We start from the raw sequence: 23,054 nt of genomic DNA, 5'->3' as shown, positions 1-23,054 counted from the left end.
TGCCCTCTCATGACTAGGGGAGTCGAGGCGGTTTATTGAAACCGATCGCCTGAATTACTTGACCCCTGGCCGTGATGGCAGTTCCGAAGTATCGCTGAAAATCCCTCAGAGCCCTTGCTGCAACGCCGGATCATCCGGATTCATCTGCTCCAGTTGAGCCAGCAAAACCTGCACATTTTGCAGTTGGCCGGTTTCTTGCCAGTAGTTGATCAGCAAGACCCGCGCCTTGCGGTCAGCCGGGTGGCGCTGGACGATTTCCTGCAATTGCTTTTGCGCAGCTTCAAGCTCCTCGGCTTTGTGCAGGGTCGTGGCGAGGTCGTAGCGATACTCTTTGTTGTCCGGTTCCAGCTCGACGGCTTTGGACAGGCCGAGCAGGGCGAATTCCTGCTGGTCATGGTGCAGCAACCACAGCCCGAGAGCGTGTTGCAAATAAGCGGAATCGGGTTGGGCCTTGAGCTGCTGAGCCAATAACTGCCTTGCTGCGTCGACCTGGCCCTGGCGGTCGAGAACGTCGATCTGCATCACCAGCGCCGGCAGGTTACCCGGTTCCAGACGCAGGGAGTTTTCCAGCGCTTCCTGTGCCTGTTTCAGTTCGGCATTGTGCAGATGCAGTCGCGCCAGTTGTGCGTAGGTTTCGGCGCTTTCCGGTTGTCCTTTGAGCACTTGCTCCCAGCCATCGATTGCCTGCTGCAACGGTGCGAAATAAAGACCGAGTTCATCTGGCGACAGGCCGAGCAGGGCGTTGATCGCAGCGAAACGCACGGTTTGATCCTGATCTTCGAGTATCGGCCCGAGCAACAGGCTGCGTTGTCCGCCGGGCACCAGACCCACCACGCTCTTGATGGCGGCCAAACGCACTTCGGGGGCTTCGTTTTGCAGGTCGGCGTCCGCCAGTTTCAAGGCTTGTGGACTTGGGTAATTGGCCAATTCGGCGTGCAACCAGACTCGACGTTTGACCGACAGATCCGGGCGCCCAAGCTGCTGATACAACTGGCGTGCGGCACCCGGCTGGCCTTTTCGTGCGGCATCCAGTGCTTCGCTGTAGCCATGGCGGATCGCCTCGGGCACCACTGGCGTGGTACTGCGCAGGGCCAGCCAGCCAACAATGATGACAAGCACGAGGCCGAGGCTGATGAACAGGTAGCGGCGGGACTGAGACATGCAGGTTTCCGGGAGCTGTCGTTCTGGAGCGGAAGGGCAAGCTTCGGTCAGCAAGGGCTGTGAGTCAAACCCTGCTTAAGATCGCCACCCATTACTCGCCGCCCATGCAGGAGCTGCGGCACGCTGCGATCTGTTGATCTTGCCTTTGTTGGTGGGCACAAAAAAGCCCCGCGACCGAATGATACGCGGGGCAAAGGAATTGGTTGGTTGCGGCCAACCAAAGGAGCTCACAAAAATCTGTTACTTGCTGGCGACAGTCTCCGGTTGCCAGCCGCCACCCAAGGCTTTGTAGATCGCGACGATGCCGCGATACAGATCGACTTCGGCCTGGGCCTGACTGTCTTCGGCGTTCAGGCGCTCACGCTGAGCGTCGAGCAGCACCAGGAAGTCAGTGGTCCCTTCGCGGTAGCGAATCTCGGCGAGGTCGGCAGCCTTGCGGCTCGATTCGCTCTGACGAATCAGCGAGATCAGACGTTGCTGACGTTTGCCGTAATCGCTGAAAGCGTTTTCCGACTCTTCCAGCGCCAGCAGGACTTGTTGCTCGTAGGTCGCCAACGCGCCTTCGGCATCCGCATCGGCGCCGCGCAAACGGGCCCGTACGCTGCCAAGGTCAAACGCTGCCCAAGTGATGCTCGGGCCCAGCGCCCAGGAGTTGGCGGCGGCAGAACCGATCTGCGAACCACGCCCGGCCGTCCAGCCGAGGAAACCGCTGAGGCTGACCCGAGGGAACAGATCAGCCTTGGCCACGCCGATACGCGCCGTGGCCGAAGCCAGTTTGCGTTCAGCGCTGAGGATGTCTGGACGCCGTTGCAGCAGTTCGCCCGGATCACCGATCGGCAAAGCCTTGGCAATCGCTGGCAGGTCTTTCGGGCTCAGGTCGACGGTCAGCTTGTCCGGACGCTCACCCAGCAGGGTAGCGATGCGGTTTTTCTGCCGAACCTGTTCCGCTTGCAACTGCGGCACGCTGGCTTCTACCGCCGCCAGACGCGCATCGGCACGCTCGACATCGAGCTGATCACCGACGCCGGCATCACGCAGGCTGATGGTGATCTTGCGCGATTCCTGCTGGTTCTGCAGGTTGGCCACGGCGATCTTTTCCCGCAGCTGCGCGCCACGCAGTTGACCGTAGGCGTCCACCAGTTCGGCAATCATGGTGACTTGCAGTTCGTACAGATCAGCCTCGACTGCTTGCTGCTCGGCGTCGGCCGATTCCAGATTGCGCTGGATGCGGCCAAACAGATCGATCTCCCAAGCCATGTCCAGCCCGAGGTCATAGCGCTCGCTATTCACCCGTTTGGTGGTCTGGCCGGGGATTTGTCCCTTGGCCAGATCGCTGCTGGCCCGGCTGGTGATGGTCGGCATGGCGTCATTACTGACGTCATCGCGAATCGCCCGGGCGGCTTTCCAGCGCGCGAAAGCCACGCGCAACTGGCGGTTGCCTTGCAGCGATTGAGTCACCAACTGGTTGAGGGTCGGATCGTCGAATTGCTGCCACCAGATGCCTTCGAATTTCGAGCGGTCAAAGTTCTTCTGACCGGCAGCGCCGTCGGTGGCGGTGGTGATGTTGGCCGCCTCCGTTGCCGGGGTCTTGTAGTCGGGGCCGACGGCGCAGGCGCTCAGGGCCAGTACCAGCAGGCTCGGCAGGAAGACTTTCAGTCTCATTGTTGCGCCTCCAGTGGCTTTTGAAGATTGTGCGCTTTGGCCGCTTTGCGAGCTTCGCCGCGTTCGACAAAGTTACGGATCAGTACGTAGAACACTGGCGTCAGCAACAGACCGAAGAAGGTCACCCCGAGCATCCCGGAGAACACCGCCACACCCATGGCGTGACGCATCTCGGCACCGGCACCGCTGGAGAACACCAGTGGCACCACACCCATGATGAACGCGAACGAAGTCATCAGGATCGGCCGCAGACGCAGACGGCAAGCTTCGAGAACCGCAGCCAGGGGATCGAGACCTTCCTGCTGTTTATCCTTGGCGAACTCGACAATCAGAATCGCGTTCTTGCACGCCAGGCCCACCAGTACGATCAGGCCGATCTGGGTGAAGATGTTGTTGTCGCCACCCGAGGCAATCACCCCGGTAATGGCCGACAGCAGGGTCATCGGTACGATCAGGATCACCGCCAGCGGCAGGCTCCAGCTTTCGTACTGCGCCGCGAGTACCAGGAACGCCAGCAATACGCAGAGCGGGAACACGAACAACGCGGTGTTGCCGGACAGAATCTGCTGGTAGGTCAGGTCGGTCCATTCGTAGGTCATGCCGTTCGGAAGTTCATCCTTGAGCAGTTTCTCGATGGCTTTTTCTGCCTGGCCGGAGCTGTAACCCGGAGCTGCTGCACCGTTGATTTCCGCGGTGATGAAGCCGTTGTAGTGCATCACGCGATCCGGGCCCGAGGTGTCGCTGACCTTGATGAAGGTCGCCAGCGGGATCATTTCGCCCTTGTTGTTACGCACTTTCAGCTGACCGATCTGATCGGATTCGAGGCGGAACTGTTGCTCGGCCTGAACGTTGACCTGATAGGTGCGCCCGAAACGGTTGAAGTCGTTGGCGTACAGCGAACCCAGGTAAATCTGCAGGGTGTCAAAGATGTCGCTGACGGCCACGCCGTGGGTCTTGGCTTTTTCCCGGTCGATAGCAGCATCGACCTGCGGCACGTTCACCGTGTAACTGGTGAACAGGCCAGCCAGTTCCGGCACGCTGTGGCTCTTGTTGATGATGTTCATGGTTTCTTTGTACAGCTCGTCGTAGCCCAGGTTGCCCCGGTCTTCGATTTGCAGACGGAAACCACCAATGGTGCCCAGACCTTGTACCGGCGGTGGCGGGAAGATCGCCATGTACGCTTCCTGAATGTTCGCGAATTGGCCGTTCAAGGCACCGGCAATTGCACCGGCAGACATGCTTGGGTCTTTACGTTCGTCGAACGGTTTCAGGGTCACAAACACGATGCCGGCGTTCGGGCTGTTGGTGAAGCCGTTGATCGACAGGCCCGGGAACGCTACGGCGCTTTCCACGCCCGGCTGTTTCAGCGCTAGGTCGGACATACGCTTGATCACGTCTTCGGTTCGATCCAGGCTCGAAGCGTCCGGCAATTGCGCGAAGGCCACCAGGTATTGCTTGTCCTGGCCGGGTACGAAACCGGTAGGGGTATGGGCGAAGCCGAAGAACGTCAACACCATCAGGCCTGCATACAACAGCAAAGCGATGCCGCTGCTGCGGATTACCCGGCGCACGGTGCCGACATAACCATGGCTGGCACGATCAAAGAAGCGGTTGAACGGACGGAACAGCCAGGCACCGAAGATCTTGTCGAGCACTTTGGAGAAGCGGTCTTTCGGCGCGTCGTGGCTCTTGAGCAACACCGCAGCCAATGCTGGCGACAGGGTCAGCGAGTTGAACGCCGAGATCACTGTCGAGATCGCAATGGTCAAAGCAAACTGCTTGTAGAACTGACCGGTGAGGCCGGAGATGAACGCCGCCGGGATGAACACCGCACACAGCACCAGTGCCGTGGCGACAATCGGGCCAGTCACTTCACGCATCGCACGCTTGGTCGCTTCGACCGGCGTGAGTCCGAGTTCGATGTTCCGCTCGACGTTCTCCACCACCACGATGGCGTCGTCGACAACGATACCGATGGCCAATACCAATCCGAACAGTGACAGCGCGTTAAGCGAGAAGCCGAAAAGGTGCATCACCGCAAACGTACCGATCAACGATACCGGCACCGCCACCAACGGAATGATCGAGGCGCGCCAGGTTTGCAGGAACAGAATCACCACCAGAACCACAAGAATCAGTGCTTCGAAGAGGGTGTGAACCACCGCTTCGATCGAGCCGCGCACGAAGATGGTCGGGTCATAGACGATGCTGTAATCCATGCCTTGCGGGAAACCTTTCTTCAGCTCTTCCATCTTGCCGCGAACTTCGTTCGAGATCTCGATGGCGTTGGAACCCGGGCGCTGGAAGATCGGGATGGCTACGGCTGGCTGGTTGTTCAGCAACGAACGCAGAGCGTACTGGCTGGAGCCGAGTTCGACGCGAGCGATGTCTTTGAGGCGAGTGATTTCACCGTTATCACCTGCGCGAATAATGATGTTTTCGAACTCTTCCTCAGTCACCAGACGGCCCTGAGTGTTGACCGACAGCTGGAAGCTCTGGGCATTCGGGGCAGGGGGCGCGCCCAGTTGACCGGCAGCGACCTGACGGTTCTGTTCACGAATCGCGGTCACCACATCGGTCGCCGTCAGATTGCGCGAAGCCGTCTTGTTCGGGTCGAGCCAAACGCGAAGCGAGTAGTCGCCCATACCGAACAGTTGCACGTCACCCACACCACCGAGTCGCGCCAGCTCATCCTTGATGTTGAGGATGGCGTAGTTGGACAGGTAGAGCATGTCGTAGCGTTTGTCCGGCGAGGTCAAGTGCACAACCATGGTCAGGTCGGGCGAAGCCTTGTCGACGGTGATACCGATGCGCGTCACTTCTTCAGGAAGTTTCGGCTCGGTACGGGTCACCCGGTTTTGCACCTGCACCTGCGCGTTGTCCAGGTCGGTGCCCAGGGCGAAGGTGATGGTCAGGGTGATCTTGCCGTCAGCGGTGGACTGCGAGGACATATAAAGCATGTTCTCGACGCCGGTGATGGCTTGCTCCAGCGGAGCGGCCACGGTTTCACCGATGACTTTAGGGTTGGCGCCCGGGAAGTTGGCACGTACCACCACGGTTGGCGGCACGACTTCCGGGTATTCGCTGATCGGTAGCTGGAACAGCGAGATCGCACCGGCGATCAGGATCAACAGCGATAGCACCGCTGCGAAGATCGGCCGTGAAATGAAGAATTGGGAAAAATTCATCGGATTTGTCGTCCCTTAACCGCGTGGGGTCGTAGCAGCCAGCTTCACAACCGATCCCGACGCGCCTTTGGCAGGTGCGACTTTGGGCAGGTTGCTGGCTTCCAGCGCTTGTCGTTGTTGAGCCAGAGCAGCAATGGTTTGCTCGCTGGCCATCGGGATCACTTCAGGTGTTACCGGCGAACCCGGACGTACCCGTTGCAGACCCTTGACGATGATCGTGTCGTCCTTGTTCAGGCCGGTGCGCACGATGCGCAGACCTTCGATCTTCGGACCCAGCTCGACAGAGCGGTAGGCAGTCTTGTTATCGGCATCCATCACCAGCACGAACTTCTTGCCGAGGTCGGTGCCGACCGCTTCGTCATTGATCAACATGGCGTTGTAGGTGCCGCTGCCGACCAGTTTCAGACGTGCATACAGACCCGGGGTATAGGTGCCATCGCTGTTGTCGAACACCGCGCGACCACGGATGGTGCCGGTTTTCGGGTTGACCTGGTTGTCGACGAAGTTCATCTGGCCGAGGTGCGGGTTGCCGTCCTCGTTGGACAGGCCCATGTACACCGGAGTGGTCGCGCCGCGCTGACCCTGACGGGCGAGTTGGGTGTATTTGAGGAATACACGTTCGTCGGCGTCGAAGTAGGCGTAGACCTTGTCGGTGGAAACCACGCTGGTCAGGGGAGTGGTGTCGGCGGTCACCAGGTTACCGGCGGTGATCTCGGCACGGCTGACGCGGCCACTGATCGGCGAGGTAACGCGGGTGAAACTCAGGTTCAGCTTGGCCAGATCCAGTTGCGCTTGCAGTGCGCCGACAGCGGCGCGGGCTTCTTGTGCGGCGCTGGTGCGCGAGTCCGCCAGTTCAGCGGAGATGGCGTTGCTGGCACGCAGGCGTTCACCGCGTCCGGCTTCGTTTTCACTGCGGGTGGCGTTGGCTCGGGATTGGGCGACCAGGGCTTCGAGGCGGCGCACCTCGGCCTGGAATGGGCGTGGATCGATCTGGAACAGCAGGTCACCTTTCTTGACCAGAGCACCCTCGGTGAAGGCGACATCGTCGATCTGGCCGGAGACCCGTGGACGGATTTCAACGGTTTCCGGCGCTTCGAGGCGCCCGGTGAATTCGTCCCACTCGTTGACCGGTTGTTCCAGCACCTTGGCCACGCTGACTTTGGCAGCGGGCATGGTGGCGGCAGTCTCCGGAGTCTTGCCGCAAGCGCTCATCACCAGCACGGCCAACAAGGCCAACGGGAAGCGCAAATGTTTGAGTGACTGTTCCATGGATGCATCCGCCAATGTATTGAAGATGGGCGGATGATGCTCGGCGAGGTGTGATGGCACGAATCGAATGAGGCAAAGGTAACTATCATTCGGAATGATATAAGACCCGGGCAAGCCCTCTAGCATGCACCTTTCGTTAGGGTGCTATCAATCTGATTGATGACAAATCTGTGTTGCGGTGCGTGCAAAGGTCTGACTCTGGAGCACTTTGCCGCTGCTCTACTTCTTCGGCATGGTGGAGCGCTTTACCGGGCCCTTGCTGCTCAAGATACGCCGCGCGGCATGGACCGCGCGCTCGGAAAGCGCCTCCATGCGTGGCGATTGCAGTTCCCAGGCATGCCAATAAAGCTCGATATCGGTGAAGTGTCCTGGGGCCACATCCACCAGATCCCGACTTTTCAGCAAATCGCTGACCTGCATATACGGCACCATGCCGTAACCGAGGCCACGACGGATGGCTTTCAGGCGTGCCTCTGGAAGTGACAAGTAGTGAGTGGGATAGGCGTCTGCGTGCAGGCCGAAACGTGATTGCATGAAATCAGACTGCAATGTGTCCTTGCGAGAATAGGCAAATACCGGTGCCTTGCGCGCAGCGGAGCGATTCAGTCCTTTGGCAAACCAGCGTTGCTGAAAGTCTGGCGATGCCACCAGTTGATAACGCATCGAGCCCAGCAACTCTGCAAAGCATCCACGCATTGGCTGTGAACGCGTGCCGATACAGCCGATCACCTGGCCACTTTCCAGCAGTGCGTAGGTGTGATCCTGATCGTCGACCACGACGTCGAGCAGAATCTTCTCACTGACGAATATCTCGGCCAGCGCCGGAAAGAACCACGTCGCCAGCGTGTCGCCATTGACCGCAATGACCACGCGCAGGTGATCCTGCTCGTCGCCGGTCAGCTCGTTGAGCAGTTCGTCTTCGAGTACCGTCGCACGGCGCAGATAGAGCATCAATTTTCTTCCCGCCTGCGTCGGTTCGCATGGCCGGCCGCGAACGACCACTGAACACCCCAGACGAACTTCCAGCGCGTGTATCCGTTGCGAAACCGCTGACGGCGTGACGTTGAGACGTTCTGCGGCTTTCTCGAAACTGCCGCTGTCGACCACGGCCAGGAAGGCTTGCATCTGCTTTGCATCGAGCTGCATGGTCGTCACACTCGTTAAGTATTTCTAATCGATACTGAAAGATACTTCGTTTTTCTTCATCTCCAAAGCGAACTGCTCAATCATTGCCTGACGGCGACATTGAGCGGCTTTGACCCGCGCAATGCGCCGCTCCGGCGTCATCGAAATTCTGGATGACTGCGTTATTGACCCCGCAGGGTGAACGTTATGAAGAATCAAATATCCAGCGTCCGATACTTGCCATGAAACTCAACATGATTATTGCCGTGAGCGCTGTCGCATTGGTCTGCAACTATGCCTGGCAATCCCACGACTTGAAGCTGGGTCCCTACGAATATCAGGCGTCGGCAGACTCATTGCTGTCGAGACACACGCATGAGGGGGCACGGCAGTTGGCCCTGAACAATGCGAACAGGAAGTGCGCATCGCTTGGTAAACAAGTCGATGTATTTGATGTGCAATCACGCTTGCCACTGGATTCGGCAAAAGAAGTGGTCAACGTGACGTTCGGTTGCAAGTGATCTGCAACATGACGTCCCTTAATTTATAGGCGGTGTAAACCATGAAGTTATTAATTATTGCGGTACTCGCGACGCTGTTGAGCGCCTGTGTAACCTCTGTTCATGACTGGTCGAAGTCAGGCGCAAGTGCCTCCGAAATCCAGCATGATCAAGCGCAATGCCAATATCAGGCCAAAGCTGCCACTGCGAGTTACCACTCGACACCGGCGGCAGACGACAAGACCCACGGCATGGGAAGCGCAGTGGGGGATGGCATCGTCATTGCGGAAAAACAGATCGATCTGACGAACGATTGCATGCGCCTGAAAGGCTACGCTGGTCAATGAGCATCGCGGATTGAGTCACTCGGCACTTAAGTGCGCGCCTGACGCCGTGATCCTGCTGGACAGGTCACCATTTCTTTATAGTAAAGTCGCCATCGAGCCAACGGTCGTCTGAAGACTTTTGGCAATGGATGTACAAAAAACCGACGACTGAGTAATACGACTTTTAAATGAGCAATCCTACGGCTACAACCAATGGCAGTTGGTACCCGGTCATTGCGCTGGCCCTGGCTGCGTTTGTGTTCAACACCACCGAGTTTGTGCCTGTCGGTCTGCTGAGTTCGATCGGCAGCAGCTTCGACATGTCGACGGCGCAGGTCGGTTTGATGTTGACCATCTATGCGTGGGTGGTGTCCCTGACGTCGCTGCCGGTCATGCTGATGACGCGTAACGTCGAGCGGCGCAAGTTGTTGATCGTGCTGTTCGGCATGTTCATCGTCAGCCACATCCTGTCGAGTCTGGCGAACAGTTTTGGTCTTTTGCTGGTGAGCCGGATCGGCGTGGCGTTGGCGCATGCGTTGTTCTGGTCGATCACCGCCTCGCTGGCCGTGCGCCTGGCGCCACCGGGCAAACAGGTTCAGGCCTTGGGCTTGCTGGCAACCGGTACGTCTCTGGCGATGGTGCTGGGCATTCCCCTTGGCCGCCTATTGGGCGAGGCCATGGGTTGGCGCACCACGTTCATTGTCATTGCGGTGATGGCCACGGCGCTGGTGTTCTGTCTGGCAAAAGTGCTGCCGTTGTTACCCAGCCAGAACTCGGGCTCGCTCAGAAGTTTGCCGGTGTTGTTGAAGCGCCCCGCGCTGGTCGCGCTGTATATCCTCACCGCGGTCGTCGTGACGGCGCATTTCACCGCCTACAGCTACATCGAGCCCTTCGTCCAGGAAGTCGCAGGCATGAGCGGTGATGTGGTGACCCTGATCCTGTTGTTATTCGGCGGAGCGGGTATTTTCGGTTCGCTGCTGTTCAGCTGGCTGCACCGCTATAGCCCGCAACGCTTTCTGATCGTGTGTGTGTCGTTGCTCGCCCTGTGCCTGGCGCTGATGTTGCCGTTGAGCGGCAAGGTCTCGTACCTCGGCGCGTTGAGTCTGTTCTGGGGGATGGCGATCATGGGATTCGGCCTGGCGTTGCAGTCCCGGGTTCTGGTGCTGGCTCCGGACGCGACCGATGTGGCGATGGCGCTGTTTTCCGGGATTTATAACATCGGCATTGGCGGCGGTGCGCTGTTGGGGAGTTGGGTGGGCAGCCAGTTCGGCTTTGCGTTTACTGGCGTGGTTGGCGGGGTGTTGGCGGCGATGGCGTTGGGGTTTTACTGTTTGTCCGTCGTTCGGTTGAATCGGCCCGGGGCTTCTGCATGAGCTTGTGGGCCGTTTGATTGAGCAAGGACTTAGGAGTATTCGGTGAGCCTCATCAGAGGCTATCCGGATCACCAAAAAACATCTGAATCCGCGACCTTAACCAACGCTCACCCGGATCATTATCCTGCGACCCACGCCAAGCCATGTGCAGCTCAAACGTACGCGTCGGCAATGGCGGATCTTCCGCCCGAACCCCACCCGCAGCCGTCAGCGCATCAGCCGTGTAATCCGGCACGGTCGCAACAATATCGGTCCCCGCCAGCAACGTACTCAACCCGTTGAATTGCGGCACAGCCAGCACCACGTGCCGCTTGCGTCCGAGTTTCTCCAGTTCTTCATCAATAAAGCCACTGAGGTCGCCAGCAAACGACACCAGCGCATGCGGGCGGGCGCAGTAGTCGTCCAGGCTCAACGGGCCGGGCACGGTGTCGGCGCGCAGCAGTTTTGGCTGGCTGCGACGTAGCACTTTGCGTTTGGCGTTGGCCGGCAGGTCGGTGGTGTAGCTGACGCCAATCGAGATTTCGCCGGAGGCCAGCAGGCTCGGCATCAGGATGTAATTGACGCGACGCACCACCAGCACGATCCCGGGGGATTCGGCGCGCAGGCGTTTGAGCAGCATGGGCAGCAGGGCGAATTCGACGTCGTCCGACAAACCGATGCGGAACACCGAGGTGCTGGTGGCCGGGTCGAACTCCGACGCACGGCTCACAGCAGTGGAGATGGAGTCGAGAGCCGGGGAGAGCAGAGCGAAGATTTCCACCGCACGGGCGGACGGTTCCATGCTGCGCCCGGTACGCACAAACAGGGGGTCATCGAACAGGCTACGCAGGCGCGAAAGCGCCGCACTGATCGCGGGTTGACCGAGAAACAGCTTCTCCGCTGCCCGGGTCACACTGCGTTCGTGCATCAATGTTTCGAATACGATCAACAGGTTCAGGTCGACACGACGCAGGTCATTACGATTCATCTGGAGTCCTGGCAGAGTCATCAAGCTTGACGAGGGCGGCCATATGAGAACAATGGCCGGCATGAATCTTACGGGGAAAGGCTGGTACTCTGCACCGGAAAATTCAGCTTTACTGAAACGATGGCAACAGTTTTTCATGGATTTTGCCAATGCCGCCCATACTGCGGAATCAATGACAGGCATGTCGACTATTAATAGCCACTGATAGTCTTGGGTTAAAAGCCCAGATAGAGTTCAGGGCATTAGAGGTTACTTTGACGAGGTTTGCGATGTCCCGCACGATCCGTTTTCACAAGTTTGGTCCAGCCGAGGTGCTCAAATGCGAAGAGCATGCGGCTGCTCAGCCAGGTCCTGGCGAAGTGCAGGTGCGTGTCGAAGCGATCGGCATCAGCTGGTACGACATTCTCTGGCGGCAGAATCTGGCCTCGTCCCAGGCACGCCTGCCTTCCGGCCTTGGCCATGAAATGGCTGGCGTGGTGACGGCGGTCGGTGATGGCGTCGATGACCTGTCGGTTGGCGACAAGGTTGCCAGTTTTCCGGCAGAAAGCCCGAACGACTACCCGGTGTACGGTGAGCAGATCGTGCTGCCACGCACTGCGCTGACCCGTTACCCCGATGTGCTCAGCCCAATCGAAGCCAGCGTGCATTACACACCGCTGTTGATCGCCTATTTTGCCTACGCCGATCTGGCGCGGGTCAAGCCTGGTCAGTTTGCGCTGGTGACTGACGCCAGCCATTGCGCCGGGCCGTCCTTCGTTCAATTGGGCAAAGCTTTGGGCATCCGGGTGATTGCGGCGACCAAAACCGAAGAAGAGCGTGAGTATCTGCTGTCTCTCGGCGCCGAAAAAGTCATTGTTACCGAAGAAGAAGACCTGTTGATGCGGATCAACAAGATCACTGACAACCGTGGCGTCGATGTGGTCTTTGACGGTCTCGGTGGCCCGCAGATGTCGCTGCTTGGCGATGTGCTTGCGCCACGCGGCAGCCTCGTGTTGTACGGCCTGCAAGGTGGTAATCAGACGCCGTTCCCGGCCTGTGCCGCGTTCCAGAAGAACATCCAGTTCTTTGTGCACTGCATCGGCAACTTCACCGGCAAGCCGGAACTGGGCATCACCCAGGATCATGTCGCGGTTCAACGTGCCCTGCGTGACATCAATCAGTTGACCGCCGACCGCGTGCTGTTGCCACTCAAGACTCGAGTGTTCCCGTTCAACGAGTTTGTCGAAGCACATCGCTACATGGACGAATGCCCATGCCGCGAACGGGTCGCCCTTCAGGTCGAACCTGCGTAATTTCCCCCTCTCAGAGTCCGTGGCCCCACGGACTCTTGTGTAGCCCCCTGAAAATCCGAATATTCCCGCGCCCCATGCTGCGGCGGTTTCGCATCTGAACCGGTTTTTGCTCCTGATCTGTATCTTCTATTCGCCATATAAGCCCTGATAATTGAATGATTACTTTCATCTCAAGGAATGAGCCATGGCTGTGCATTCTATTTATTTCGGCACGTTTAAAGTTGTTAACGGATGGCGATATGTCAATTTCTGTTTAATAGCTGTAGGGCGTTGCCTACTCCCCTTCTTTTTTTCTTGTGCTCAATATCCGAAGGATGATGTAAGACGTTTCCTAGGATATTTTTATATTCAAAAAAACACTTTAAATACAGAGCATTACGTCGCGCCTTCGACTGCGCGTGGTATCTGGGGTGCTCAAGTGTTTCAAATAACTACAAAAACGTAAGTGTTAGTATTCAAGCGTCTATTACTTATTGATGATTTATTGCGCGCCAGACTCTTTCGGTGCGCGGTATGGAATTTTTTACGCCGGGTAAAGTACTGATGAGCACGATCCACGATCAGGCAATGAACCATGTCTATCAGCAAGTATTGCAACGCCTGCTGAGTTTCTTTTCTCGAGCCGAGCGCACGGCCTTGCAGTTATTGATTCAACGGCTGGTGGTTGCAGCAGGTGGCTTCGAGCGCATCGGTGAATACAAGGTGTTGGTGACGCCGACAGGAGGGCGCGATAGTTCCTATGCACTGGCATTGATGCGTGCCGCGCAGTTGAGTCTTGCGGGTCGCGCTCCGGCCACTTTTCAATTGCGTGTTGCCACGTTGCGCTGGAACGGAACGGGAGAAGTGGCGCTGGACAACATGCATCGCAGTTTCAGCGCGCTGTTTCTGTATGACGATCCACGCGTCGAGTTGCTGATGGTGGATCATCGTGAAGTGCGGCCTTTCAATCATCTGGCTGCGCTCAGTGATGATGGAGCGGATGCCAATCGCAGAAACCTGCTGATGATGGGCCATCGTCGTAACCGGGATGAGGCACTTGAACTGTGGGACGACACCTGTCTGGCCACGGCCGAGTTCTATGGGCAGGTCGCGCGCTGGAACAACGGGGTCGATGCACTGGTTTCCAGCGAGCCGCCGCGACGTCAAATGCAATTCATGGACACCCTCGGCCGTGCCGTGCGCAAAGCCGGAATGGGGGTGTTGCCGTCAGGCTTGTCGGGCTGTGAAGGGCTGTTTGCCGTACTCGACGGGTTGGGAGGGGATCTTTACCGCGGTTTTTATACGGAGGCCGAACGCATCGGCTGGCGTCCCGAGGGCGAGTTCGAGTCCTGTCGTCGAGCGACATATCTCGACATCCACGACATGGTGGTTGGCAAGCTTGAAGATCGTTGGCCGCTACTCAGTGAGTTTCTTGGGTTTCAGGCAGTGCAATGGGCACTGCATCAGAGCGAGGGCGAGCACGCTGATCCTCTGGTTGAGGCTCATTTTCGAGGCCTGGAAGCCGAGTACATCGAAGGTCGATCGTATAACGAGGGCTTTACGGAGCATGTCCATAAAGACCTGGAGATCATGCGCCGCACGCAGGTGCCGGAGCCTGTCTGCGAACAGTTGATCTCAGGACTTGGTCATCTGTCAGACCTTGACGACCTTCGTCAGCAGGCAACGACTTCGCTGCACAAGACTTTCGGTCTGAGCGAGGCGCAACTGGTGTGTTTGTTGTTCGCGCCTTTCATCGAGCACGGCGCCGGTCTGGAGCGCTTCCTGCGTACCTGTCATCCCGGCATGCTGGTGGCAATGCCGGATCTGCATCGCGCCATGCAAGGGCTGCACGCCCCGGAGCAGGTGATGCAATGGATGACTGATGTCAGCGGATTATCCGTCAGACTGGTTGGCCATCTCTATGCAATGAGCCCGCTGCAAGTCGGCGAAGCGTCGTTAACAACATCTGAAATCGTGCTCGATCACGTCGGACACGACGCTGCCCCGGGTGACCGGTCAGCGGAAGGTTGACGTGAGAGGTCTGACTTTCCCTGCGGCGGTATCACTGAGATCCGTCACATGACGGCAGTACGGGAAACCGGCTTCGCATATCAGGCTGTTTACCGCTACCTGATGCAACTGATGGCTGATTCCAGCGATAGCGGCCACACCCGACTGCCTTCGCTGCGTCAGTTGGCAAACCGGCTGAATGTGTCGATTTCCACAATTCAGTACGCTTATTCACTGCTGGAGAAGGAAGGGCGCATCTATTCCGTGGCCAAGTCCGGGTATTACGCTCGACCAGCGTCATGCACGGTGCTTACGGGCAATGGTAGCGACTTGCTCGAAACGGTCTATGTCAACGCGAGGCATCCGGGGATGCAGGTGCTCAGTGCCGAAGACCCGGTTTCAGTGCAATCGCTGGATCGTCCGTTGCTTTTGCTTGAGCGTGAGTTACTGCGCCAATACCCCCGGCAACCACAATTGCTCGATCAGCCTTGCGGCGAGATAGAACTCCGTACGGCGCTGGCGGCGCGTTACACCACGTCCCCCACGTATTGCTGGCACGCAGAGGATGTTTATATCGGTGCCGATTTACGCGGGATGCTGGAGATACTGATCGCCGTGCTCGAACTCAAGCATGCGACCATTCTGGTCGAGTCGCCGTGTGACTGGGTGATATTGCGCTTGCTGCAGGCTGCCGAGGTACGCGTTATCGAGTTGCCGTTGCAAGCTTGCGGTGGGCTGGAGCCGCAACGTCTGGCAGCGCTCCTCAGCACCGAAAATGTGCGCCTTATGCTGCTGTCCTCCGGGTTGAGTATGCCGCGCGGCACTCAGGCGCCGACAGATAACCGGCACGCCATCGCACGATTACTCGACGAGCATGGCACCTGGGTGCTGGAAAACGACTGCTACAGCGAGCTTGCCGACGCAGCCGATGGCGCGCGTTTGCGTGACTTGCTGAATCCTGAGCGCCTGCTGGCCTTCTCAAGCTTCGAGAAATTCATTGGCATTGAAGCTCCTTACGGCTATGTGCTGTCGCGTCAATGGAAGGGCGAGTTGCAAAGGCATTTTCTGCTGCGATCATTTCGTCTGTCTCCGATTCGGCAGAAAGCTATTGCGCGTCTGTATGGTAACGGTCGAATCGACCAGCATCTGCAGGTGCTTCGACGCCTGCTCAAAGAGCGGCGCACGCCGATGATCCATTTGCTGCGTGAGCGCTTGGGGGATGCATTGCATGTGGTAGAACCACAAGGAGGCGCGACCGTCTGGGTGCAGGCTTTGCGCCCGGTTGACATGCGCGATGTGTTTCAACGCATGCTCAAACATCAGGTGGTGATCGCCCCGGGCGAGCTATTCAGCTTGCAAGGTCTGCACAATCGTCACTTGCGCCTGAATCTGCTGGGTCACGGCGAACACGATCTGGCGGGAGCCATCGGTCTGCTTGGCGATGCATTGCGTCTCGCACCGCTGGAGTGACAATTCATAACATCCAGCTATTGCCGGATAGATCCCGTCGCGCTGCGGTCCAACTGTCAGTAAACTGCGCTGTATTTCCTGAACCACTCTATTTCAGAGGTTTTGCATGACACTCAGTCCTTTTGCGGGCAAACCGGCACCGGCAGAACTGTTGGTCGATATCCCGCGACTGGTGACGGCCTATTACACCGGCCAGCCTGACGCTTCGATCTCTACCCAGCGTGTGGCGTTCGGCACATCCGGACACCGGGGCAGCTCTTTCGACCTGAGTTTCAATGAATGGCACGTTCTGGCGATCAGCCAGGCCATCTGCCTGTATCGCGAAGCCCAAGGCATTACCGGTCCCTTGTTCGTCGGCATCGACACCCATGCTTTGTCGACCCCGGCCGGCGCCAGCGCTCTGGAAGTGCTGGCAGCCAATGGCGTGACCGTGATGATCGCCGCAGGCGACGAATACACGCCGACCCCGGCGATTTCCCATGCGATTCTCTGCTACAACCGTGGTCGCACTTCGGGGCTGGCCGACGGCATCGTCATTACGCCGTCGCACAACCCGCCACAAAGCGGCGGTTACAAGTACAACCCTACCAATGGTGGCCCGGCCGATACCCACATCACCAAGTGGATCGAAGCCAAGGCCAACGAGCTGCTGCTCAACAAACTGGCCGGTGTTAAACGCATCAGCTACGAGCAGGCACTCAAGGCCAGCACCACGCACCGCCACGATTACCTCAACACCTACGTCGCCGACCTGATCAACGTGATTGATTTCGACGCCATTCGTGATGCCAAGCTGCATCTGGGTGTCGATCCACTGGGCGGCGCGGGCGTGCGTTACTGGTCGGCCATCGCCGAGCATTACCGTCTGGACCTGGAGGTGGTTAATAAACAGGTCGATTCCACATTCCGTTTCATGACCGTCGATTGGGATGGTCAGATCCGTATGGACCCATCGTCCAGCCACGCCATGCAAGGTTTGATCGGTCTCAAGGAACGCTTCGATGTGGCGTTTGCCTGCGATCCGGATCACGACCGCCACGGTATCGTTACGCCGTCCGGCGGTCTGTTGGCTCCGAACAGCTATCTGGCAGTGTCTATCGATTACCTGTTCCAGAACCGCCCGCAATGGCGCGCCGATGCTGGTGTCGGTAAGACCGTGGTCAGCAGCGGTCTGATCGATCGCGTTGCCAGGCGTCTGGATCGTCGCCTGTACGAAGTGCCGGTTGGCTTCAAGTGGTTTGCAGATGGCCTGTTCGAAGGCTCGCTCGGTTTTGGCGGGGAGGAGAGCGCAGGTGCGTCGTTCCTGCGCAAGGACGGCGGCGTCTGGAGCACTGACAAGGACGGTCTGATTCCGGCCCTGTTGGCCGCAGAAATGACCGCTCGTACCGGGCGCGACCCAAGCCAGGCTTATCGCGCGCTGACTGATGAGCTGGGCGAGCCATTTTCGGTTCGTGTCGATGCCAAGGCCAACCCTGAGCAGAAGGCACTGCTGAGCAAGCTGTCGCCGGATCAGGTCAAGTCGACCGAGCTGGCAGGCGAGAAAATCCAGAGCATTCTCAGTCATGCACCGGGCAACGATCAGGCAATTGGCGGCTTGAAAGTGATGACCGAAAACGGCTGGTTCGCTGCACGCCCGTCGGGCACCGAAGACATCTACAAGATCTACGCCGAGAGCTTCATTGGTGATGATCACCTGAAGCAATTGGTGGCTGAAGCACAAACCTTGGTGGATGGCGCGATTTCCACCAAGTGATTGCGGGACTGTAGTTAAAAAAGGGGCGACCATGACGGCCGCCCCTTTTTTCGTCCGCGATTCAGCCGATCAAGCCAGATCCACCAGCACAATCTCGCTGTCTTCAATCGCCGTCACGGTCAGCACTTGCTCTTGAGCAACGGCCACACCGTCCCGAGCTTGTGCACGCAAGCCATTGACTTCAATCACGCCAGTGGCCGGCACCAGATACGCCCGGCGTCCTTCATCCAGACGATATTCCGCCGTTTCCCCGGCTTTCAGATTGGCCGCAACCAAGCGGGCATCAGCGCGGATGTGCAAGCTCTGATCATCGCCTTCCTTACCGCTGGCGAGGGTCACGAACCCTTCGCGCAAACCTTTTGGAAACGGCTTGGCGCCCCACGATGGCGGTGCGCCAGTTTCCGTCGGCAGAATCCAGATCTGAAAGATCCGGGTTTCAGTCGCTTCCAGGTTGTATTCGCTGTGGGCGATGCCGGTGCCGGCGCTCATTACCTGAACGTCGCCTGCTTCGGTGCGGCCCTTGTTGCCAAGATTGTCCTGGTGAGTAATCGCACCTTCACGCACGTAAGTGATGATTTCCATGTCGCGGTGCGGGTGCTGCGGAAACCCCGTGCCTGCGGCAATCACGTCGTCATTCCATACCCGCAGATTGCCCCAGTTCATGCGCTGCGGATCGTAGTACTCGGCGAACGAAAAGTGGTGATGGGCATCCAACCAGCCGTGATGGGCGCCGCCAAGCGAGTTGAAAGGTCTGAGTTCAAGCATGATCGTCTCCTCAAAAGGTTCGTCATGGGGCACGATGCCTGAGCCACGAAGCGAGACCGTTGGTTTATGGGCCGCATCATCCATCAGCTAATAATCGATAAAAAGCGTAAAAATTGCCGTATTCCCATCGAATCGATTGATATGAATAAAGCTCTAAACACTATCACCCCACTTTCAATTCATCGCCTAAACCAATGACCTGAAAGCATTTCGCTAGAACTGAAAGGCAAATAAAGACACCATAGCCCTCATCAGCCTCACCCCCTGGAGTCCGTCAGCGTGGCGCAACACACCCCCGATCTTCCTCCCGATCTTCGTCCTATGGCCGAGATGCCATGGTTCAAACGTCTGGCCGCTCGTTTCTTCGGGCATGGCTTGACCCGCCTGCGCGCCCAGCACCGTGCTTCGTGGTTGCATGGTCAGGCCGATGGTTTCCGCAGTGGCCATACGGCAGGCGTCGAGTACGGCTATAACGAAGGCAAACTCGAAGGGTTGGAAGAGGGGCGGCAGGTATTGCTGATTCGTGACAGTCGCAACACCGAACATCGCCCGCCGAGTGTCGACAATCACCTGTTCGATGACTGGCGTCTGCCGCTCAGCGCCGAACTGAAGAAACGCATGAAAGCCGACGTCGCACGCCTGCTGCCGGATCATGCCCAGCCTAGCGCCGCGCAATGGAAAATGATCTTCAGCGATACCCCGTCAACGTCGGTGGTTGCCGGCGCCGGAGCGGGTAAATCGACCACGCTGGTGCTGCGCATCCTGCTGCTGACGCACTATCTTGGCTTTGAACTTGATTCGATGACCGTGGTGACCTTCACCCGCGAGTCGCGCAAGGATTTCATCAACAAACTAATCGAACTGTTTGCCCTGTGGGGTAAAGCATTGAGCCAGAAGCAGGCCCGTGAGCTGGTGCGCACTTTCCACTCGCGCATTCTGCCGATGGTCCGCAGTCTGCCGGGCTTCGAGCGTTTGCGGGCGTTCGAGAACCTCAGCCATCGCGTACAAGGCGCGGATGATGAAGTCGACAGCAATCCGTTCGACTTGCGAATCAACGACGCGCAGCGCCAGCAACTCAACGCCTGCTACCACCGCTTGTTCAGCGAAGATGAGCGTTTTCGTCAATTGATCCAGCCGTTGTCCCGGCATGCCTTGCAGCTCAAGGAGCTGGAGCGCGATCACCCGGATGTGCAAAAACGCATGGCTGTGACTGAATTGGCAGCCAAACGCGACGAAGAGTTGTGCGATGTCATCGAAGATCTGTGGCTCCGCGCCGGTGCCTGGCCGATCAAGGGTATCGAACCCAACCGCCAGACCTTCGAAATCAACGGCTCGACTTTTCATTGCCACGGCTACATCCCGAGTCTCGATGCATGGGTGGTGCTTGGTTTCGACCCAAAGGAAAACCCGCAAGTCTGCCGACCAAACGCCAAACTGACAGTGCGTGCGGAATGGGCAGTAAAGCGCACCCTGTTTCAAGCTTTCTGTCGTAAGCCATTGATATGGATAGATAGTTACGAGTCATCTAAGCGCGTTTTGGCGACGCTGGCAGGCGATGCCAGCGCTGGCCCGGGCTTCGATTACAAGGTCAAAGGCGAACTGTCGTCCGCGCCATTGCTTGATTGTTTTGTCGCCGCCGCCGGCTTCATCGAGAACCTGGGGCTGGATGTGCCTGACGCTGTCGGTCGCATGAGCTTCGCCAAAGACGACCCTGACCGGTTTTTCTTCGAAGCGCTAAGCCTGTTCTGGCGAGCGCTTGAGGATCATCTGCTCGACCAGAAACCACCAATCATGACTTACAACCGGATGTTCGCGCTGTTCAGCGAGCATTCGCCAGAGAACCTGAAACTGCTCAGTGATGAGTTGCTAAGGCCAATGTCACACCTGATGATCGACGAGTTTCAGGACGTATCGCCGCAAATCGTCTCGTGGATTCGCGCCAGTCTTGCGGAAATCCGCAGCCGTGGCCCGGCCATGCACGTCGGGCGCGGGGCGCAACGCTCATCGTTGCTTTGCGTTGGCGATGACTGGCAATCGATCTATGGCTGGCGCGGCAGTTCGCCGAGCTACTTCATGGAATTCAACAAGGAATTCCCGTCGCCAAGTACGACGCGGGTGATGCTTAGCGACAATTACCGTAGCCATCAGCACATCATCGATGCGGCCGAGCACATCGTTCGCGCTGCGCCAGCGATTCCCGGCAAGAAGGCCAAGGCCAGTGGTGAGCCCAAGGCGCTGCAACCGGTCAACGTGCTGGAGCGTGATGATCAAGCGCTGGGGCAGCGCTTGGCTGAACACTATCGGCGCGGCGATTCAATCTTGATGCTTTATCGAAAAAGTAGCGATAAGTCATTGATTGAAGAGCATATTCAGTCAGTAGTTAATGTTGATTCGAGCTTACCTTACGAAGCCAGAAGACTGAAACAACTGACCTATCACAGTGCCAAGGGCTTGCAGGCCGACGCGGTGTTCCTGCTCGGTGACTGTCAGCACCTGACCAGTTCGCCGTACAAGAATCAGGTCTATCGCATGGCCGGTTTGGGCAAGTCCGGTGACAGCGAGCCGTATGACAGCGCGCAAAAGGACGAAATCCTGCGCCTGGCCTACGTCGGGATCACGCGGGCGGTCAGCCATTGCTATTGGTACGTTGAGCCGCAAGATGCTCAAGCGGTGAACATGCCACGTGCTTCCGAGCGGATTGCCAAGGGCAAACCATTTTTCGTCGATCATCGCCCGGACAAGCAAAGCGCCTAAAATCGACGCCCACAAAAAAGCCCGCAATAAGCGGGCTTTTTTATGTAAATCAAAACGTTATGCGTAACTTCTAAGCGATTCTGGAGGTATGAAAGCCTCAAGTTCATCTTCCACGGCTTCGATAATCCGCTCGACATCCGCCGCATTCATCACGGTGGCGCAAGGGATACCGGCGATGGCGATCAACGTCTCGCCGCTGACGCGATCAAACAGACGGGCAATCATGCTGCCCGGCGCATCCATCGTCGCCTCGAAACCCATGGGATGAAAATGCCAGCGCATCAGCTGGCAAGCATTGGGGAACGTGACTTTGCTTGACCCTTTATTCATTGTGTTGCCCGCCTTCATCATCGAGCGCTTCCTTTTGCTCATGTTAGGTGGGAAGAGCCTTCAATGGCTCAACCGGTGACTGACATTAAAAGTAGCATCCGGATGTGAATTTTCCGTGAGATTTTTCAGTTCATTTGGCGATTGCTGCGGATTTTTTGATGTAAGTCACGTTCGGCGCCTCATCGCCAAAAGGCCACTATCGATTAACCATTGCTGCCTGTGGCGAACTTCGGCAAGCTCGGTTCTTTTGCACCGAGCCACCTATGCACGCCGATGACGACGGACCGGAACAGACCCGGGCCACGGCTGAAACGGTCATGCGCTACCACCTGAGCTGGAAACACCGGGATCTGGACAGCGTCATGGCGCTGTATCACCCGGACATCCAGTACAACGATTTTTTCCAGAACCGCGTGCTCGGCCTCGACGAATTACGCGAGTACGTGCGCGTCAGCATGCCGCGTGAATCCGACGAAGCGCTCGAGCATTGCGACCGAATCCGCATTGATGGCAACACCGCCTTCATTCAATACGAAGTGACCTTGCGCGGCGGCGATGGTCTGGTGTCGTTCCGTTCCAGCGAAGCGATCACGGTCAAGGACGGGCAAATCTGGCGCGTCAATGAATATGCCTCGCTGGTTCGCGCACAAACCAGCGGCGCGGCAGCCCCCAGTCAGCGTCCGGCGGTCAGTCGACTGGGATTGTCGCCGCGTCAGTTAAGCTTCATGGCGGAGGACTTGCAGCAGTATTTCCAGCGACAGCAGCCGTACCTCGATCCCGAACTCGACCTGCAACGCGTGGCGAAGGAGTGCGGGTACAGCCGCAATCAGATTTCCTACCTGTTGAATCAGGTGCTGGGGCAGAGCTTCTATCGCTACGTCAATCAGGCGCGTCTGCAACATTTGCTCAGAACCCTCGACAATGCCGTGCCGCCACTGCGCATCGATGAGCTGGCGTTTGCTGCCGGATTCAACTCGCTATCGGCGTTTTACAGCTGTTTCCGCCAGCACACCGGCCAATCGCCCAAGGCTTACGCGAAACAAATTTCTTTGCGGACACGCGCGCAAGACATCTCCTGAGTCCACGCACTAGGATCGACGCCATCGAAGGTTTTCAGTGGCGGAGTCTTG

At 57.9% G+C, this 23,054-nt stretch carries 17 protein-coding genes; 9 read left to right on the top strand and 8 right to left on the bottom strand.

The features are described from left to right. Positions 1–105 precede the first annotated feature (105 nt). The 5 genes from ACTWLJ_RS22165 to ACTWLJ_RS22145 all read right to left on the bottom strand — a co-directional run bounded on the left by ACTWLJ_RS22165 (position 106) and on the right by ACTWLJ_RS22145 (position 8,426). Positions 106–1,161 carry a tetratricopeptide repeat protein gene (locus ACTWLJ_RS22165; RefSeq protein WP_445178449.1) on the bottom strand — a complete coding sequence of 352 codons (1,056 nt, stop codon included), beginning with the start codon at positions 1,159–1,161 and terminating at the stop codon, positions 106–108. 240 nt (positions 1,162–1,401) lie between these two features. Then, positions 1,402–2,823 (bottom strand): efflux transporter outer membrane subunit, encoded by a 1,422-nt coding sequence (locus ACTWLJ_RS22160; RefSeq protein WP_401208507.1) that lies wholly within the window; start codon positions 2,821–2,823, stop codon positions 1,402–1,404. Beyond that, positions 2,820–6,011 carry an efflux RND transporter permease subunit gene (locus ACTWLJ_RS22155; protein ID WP_445178448.1) on the bottom strand — a complete coding sequence of 1,064 codons (3,192 nt, stop codon included), beginning with the start codon at positions 6,009–6,011 and terminating at the stop codon, positions 2,820–2,822. Before ACTWLJ_RS22155 ends, ACTWLJ_RS22160 begins: the two co-directional genes overlap by 4 nt. A gap of 15 nt (positions 6,012–6,026) precedes the next feature. Then, positions 6,027–7,280 carry a multidrug efflux RND transporter periplasmic adaptor subunit MexE gene (mexE, locus tag ACTWLJ_RS22150; RefSeq protein WP_401208501.1) on the bottom strand — a complete coding sequence of 418 codons (1,254 nt, stop codon included), beginning with the start codon at positions 7,278–7,280 and terminating at the stop codon, positions 6,027–6,029. A gap of 219 nt (positions 7,281–7,499) precedes the next feature. After that, complete coding sequence (locus tag ACTWLJ_RS22145) at positions 7,500–8,426, bottom strand: HTH-type transcriptional regulator ArgP (protein WP_445178447.1); 927 nt, start codon at positions 8,424–8,426, stop codon at positions 7,500–7,502. Positions 8,427–8,578: 152 nt separating this feature from the next. Here ACTWLJ_RS22145 and ACTWLJ_RS22140 point away from each other — a divergent pair, with 152 nt between their 5' ends. From ACTWLJ_RS22140 to ACTWLJ_RS22130, 3 genes are all read left to right on the top strand, one after another. Continuing rightward, positions 8,579–8,926 (top strand): hypothetical protein, encoded by a 348-nt coding sequence (locus tag ACTWLJ_RS22140; protein WP_445178446.1) that lies wholly within the window; start codon positions 8,579–8,581, stop codon positions 8,924–8,926. Positions 8,927–8,967: 41 nt separating this feature from the next. Beyond that, positions 8,968–9,252, top strand: a complete 285-nt coding sequence (locus ACTWLJ_RS22135) for a hypothetical protein (protein WP_445178445.1) — start codon at positions 8,968–8,970, stop codon at positions 9,250–9,252. Positions 9,253–9,419: 167 nt separating this feature from the next. Beyond that, positions 9,420–10,604 (top strand): sugar transporter, encoded by a 1,185-nt coding sequence (locus ACTWLJ_RS22130; protein ID WP_445178444.1) that lies wholly within the window; start codon positions 9,420–9,422, stop codon positions 10,602–10,604. 52 nt (positions 10,605–10,656) lie between these two features. Here the strand turns inward: ACTWLJ_RS22130 and ACTWLJ_RS22125 are convergent, their stop codons facing one another. After that, a complete protein-coding gene (locus ACTWLJ_RS22125; RefSeq protein WP_401208482.1) occupies positions 10,657–11,571 on the bottom strand; it encodes a LysR family transcriptional regulator in 915 nt (304 codons plus the stop codon). Positions 11,572–11,840: 269 nt separating this feature from the next. On the opposite strand from ACTWLJ_RS22125, the gene ACTWLJ_RS22120 reads away from it, so the two are divergent. From ACTWLJ_RS22120 to pgm, 4 genes are all read left to right on the top strand, one after another. Next, entirely contained in the window at positions 11,841–12,863 is a 1,023-nt protein-coding gene (locus ACTWLJ_RS22120) for a zinc-dependent alcohol dehydrogenase family protein (RefSeq protein WP_401208480.1), read from the top strand. Positions 12,864–13,406: 543 nt separating this feature from the next. Beyond that, entirely contained in the window at positions 13,407–14,873 is a 1,467-nt protein-coding gene (locus ACTWLJ_RS22115; RefSeq protein WP_445181399.1) for a hypothetical protein, read from the top strand. A 48-nt stretch (positions 14,874–14,921) separates the two neighbouring features. Then, complete coding sequence (locus ACTWLJ_RS22110) at positions 14,922–16,322, top strand: aminotransferase-like domain-containing protein (protein WP_445178443.1); 1,401 nt, start codon at positions 14,922–14,924, stop codon at positions 16,320–16,322. A gap of 106 nt (positions 16,323–16,428) precedes the next feature. After that, positions 16,429–18,075, top strand: coding sequence for a phosphoglucomutase (alpha-D-glucose-1,6-bisphosphate-dependent) (gene pgm / locus ACTWLJ_RS22105; RefSeq protein WP_445178442.1), 1,647 nt, complete (start codon positions 16,429–16,431; stop codon positions 18,073–18,075). Positions 18,076–18,144: 69 nt separating this feature from the next. On the opposite strand, the gene ACTWLJ_RS22100 is transcribed toward pgm, so the two are convergent. Beyond that, positions 18,145–18,840, bottom strand: a complete 696-nt coding sequence (locus ACTWLJ_RS22100) for a pirin family protein (RefSeq protein WP_401208472.1) — start codon at positions 18,838–18,840, stop codon at positions 18,145–18,147. Positions 18,841–19,119: 279 nt separating this feature from the next. Between ACTWLJ_RS22100 and ACTWLJ_RS22095 the strand changes: the two genes are divergently transcribed. Continuing rightward, positions 19,120–21,594 (top strand): UvrD-helicase domain-containing protein, encoded by a 2,475-nt coding sequence (locus ACTWLJ_RS22095; protein WP_445178441.1) that lies wholly within the window; start codon positions 19,120–19,122, stop codon positions 21,592–21,594. A gap of 57 nt (positions 21,595–21,651) precedes the next feature. On the opposite strand, the gene ACTWLJ_RS22090 is transcribed toward ACTWLJ_RS22095, so the two are convergent. Further along, complete coding sequence (locus ACTWLJ_RS22090; RefSeq protein ID WP_445181398.1) at positions 21,652–21,924, bottom strand: DUF1652 domain-containing protein; 273 nt, start codon at positions 21,922–21,924, stop codon at positions 21,652–21,654. 263 nt (positions 21,925–22,187) lie between these two features. Here ACTWLJ_RS22090 and ACTWLJ_RS22085 point away from each other — a divergent pair, with 263 nt between their 5' ends. After that, positions 22,188–23,003 (top strand): helix-turn-helix domain-containing protein, encoded by an 816-nt coding sequence (locus ACTWLJ_RS22085; RefSeq protein WP_445178440.1) that lies wholly within the window; start codon positions 22,188–22,190, stop codon positions 23,001–23,003. Positions 23,004–23,054: the final 51 nt, after the last annotated feature.

Source organism: Pseudomonas sp. McL0111, assembly GCF_052567255.1.
The sequence above is the reverse complement of the archived record's forward strand: the minus strand, read 5'-3'. Positions and strand labels throughout refer to the sequence as shown.

Excerpts from the sequence above, each read along its gene's own strand:
- ACTWLJ_RS22165 (WP_445178449.1), bottom strand. The coding sequence starts at position 1,161 with ATGTCTCAGTCCCGCCGCTACCTGTTCATCAGCCTCGGCCTCGTGCTT.
- ACTWLJ_RS22160 (WP_401208507.1), bottom strand. The coding sequence starts at position 2,823 with ATGAGACTGAAAGTCTTCCTGCCGAGCCTGCTGGTACTGGCCCTGAGC.
- ACTWLJ_RS22155 (WP_445178448.1), bottom strand. The coding sequence starts at position 6,011 with ATGAATTTTTCCCAATTCTTCATTTCACGGCCGATCTTCGCAGCGGTG.
- mexE (WP_401208501.1), bottom strand. The coding sequence starts at position 7,280 with ATGGAACAGTCACTCAAACATTTGCGCTTCCCGTTGGCCTTGTTGGCC.
- ACTWLJ_RS22145 (WP_445178447.1), bottom strand. The coding sequence starts at position 8,426 with ATGCAGCTCGATGCAAAGCAGATGCAAGCCTTCCTGGCCGTGGTCGAC.
- ACTWLJ_RS22140 (WP_445178446.1), top strand. The coding sequence starts at position 8,579 with ATGACTGCGTTATTGACCCCGCAGGGTGAACGTTATGAAGAATCAAAT.
- ACTWLJ_RS22135 (WP_445178445.1), top strand. The coding sequence starts at position 8,968 with ATGAAGTTATTAATTATTGCGGTACTCGCGACGCTGTTGAGCGCCTGT.
- ACTWLJ_RS22130 (WP_445178444.1), top strand. The coding sequence starts at position 9,420 with ATGAGCAATCCTACGGCTACAACCAATGGCAGTTGGTACCCGGTCATT.
- ACTWLJ_RS22125 (WP_401208482.1), bottom strand. The coding sequence starts at position 11,571 with ATGAATCGTAATGACCTGCGTCGTGTCGACCTGAACCTGTTGATCGTA.
- ACTWLJ_RS22120 (WP_401208480.1), top strand. The coding sequence starts at position 11,841 with ATGTCCCGCACGATCCGTTTTCACAAGTTTGGTCCAGCCGAGGTGCTC.
- ACTWLJ_RS22115 (WP_445181399.1), top strand. The coding sequence starts at position 13,407 with ATGAGCACGATCCACGATCAGGCAATGAACCATGTCTATCAGCAAGTA.
- ACTWLJ_RS22110 (WP_445178443.1), top strand. The coding sequence starts at position 14,922 with ATGACGGCAGTACGGGAAACCGGCTTCGCATATCAGGCTGTTTACCGC.
- pgm (WP_445178442.1), top strand. The coding sequence starts at position 16,429 with ATGACACTCAGTCCTTTTGCGGGCAAACCGGCACCGGCAGAACTGTTG.
- ACTWLJ_RS22100 (WP_401208472.1), bottom strand. The coding sequence starts at position 18,840 with ATGCTTGAACTCAGACCTTTCAACTCGCTTGGCGGCGCCCATCACGGC.
- ACTWLJ_RS22090 (WP_445181398.1), bottom strand. The coding sequence starts at position 21,924 with ATGAATAAAGGGTCAAGCAAAGTCACGTTCCCCAATGCTTGCCAGCTG.
- ACTWLJ_RS22085 (WP_445178440.1), top strand. The coding sequence starts at position 22,188 with ATGCACGCCGATGACGACGGACCGGAACAGACCCGGGCCACGGCTGAA.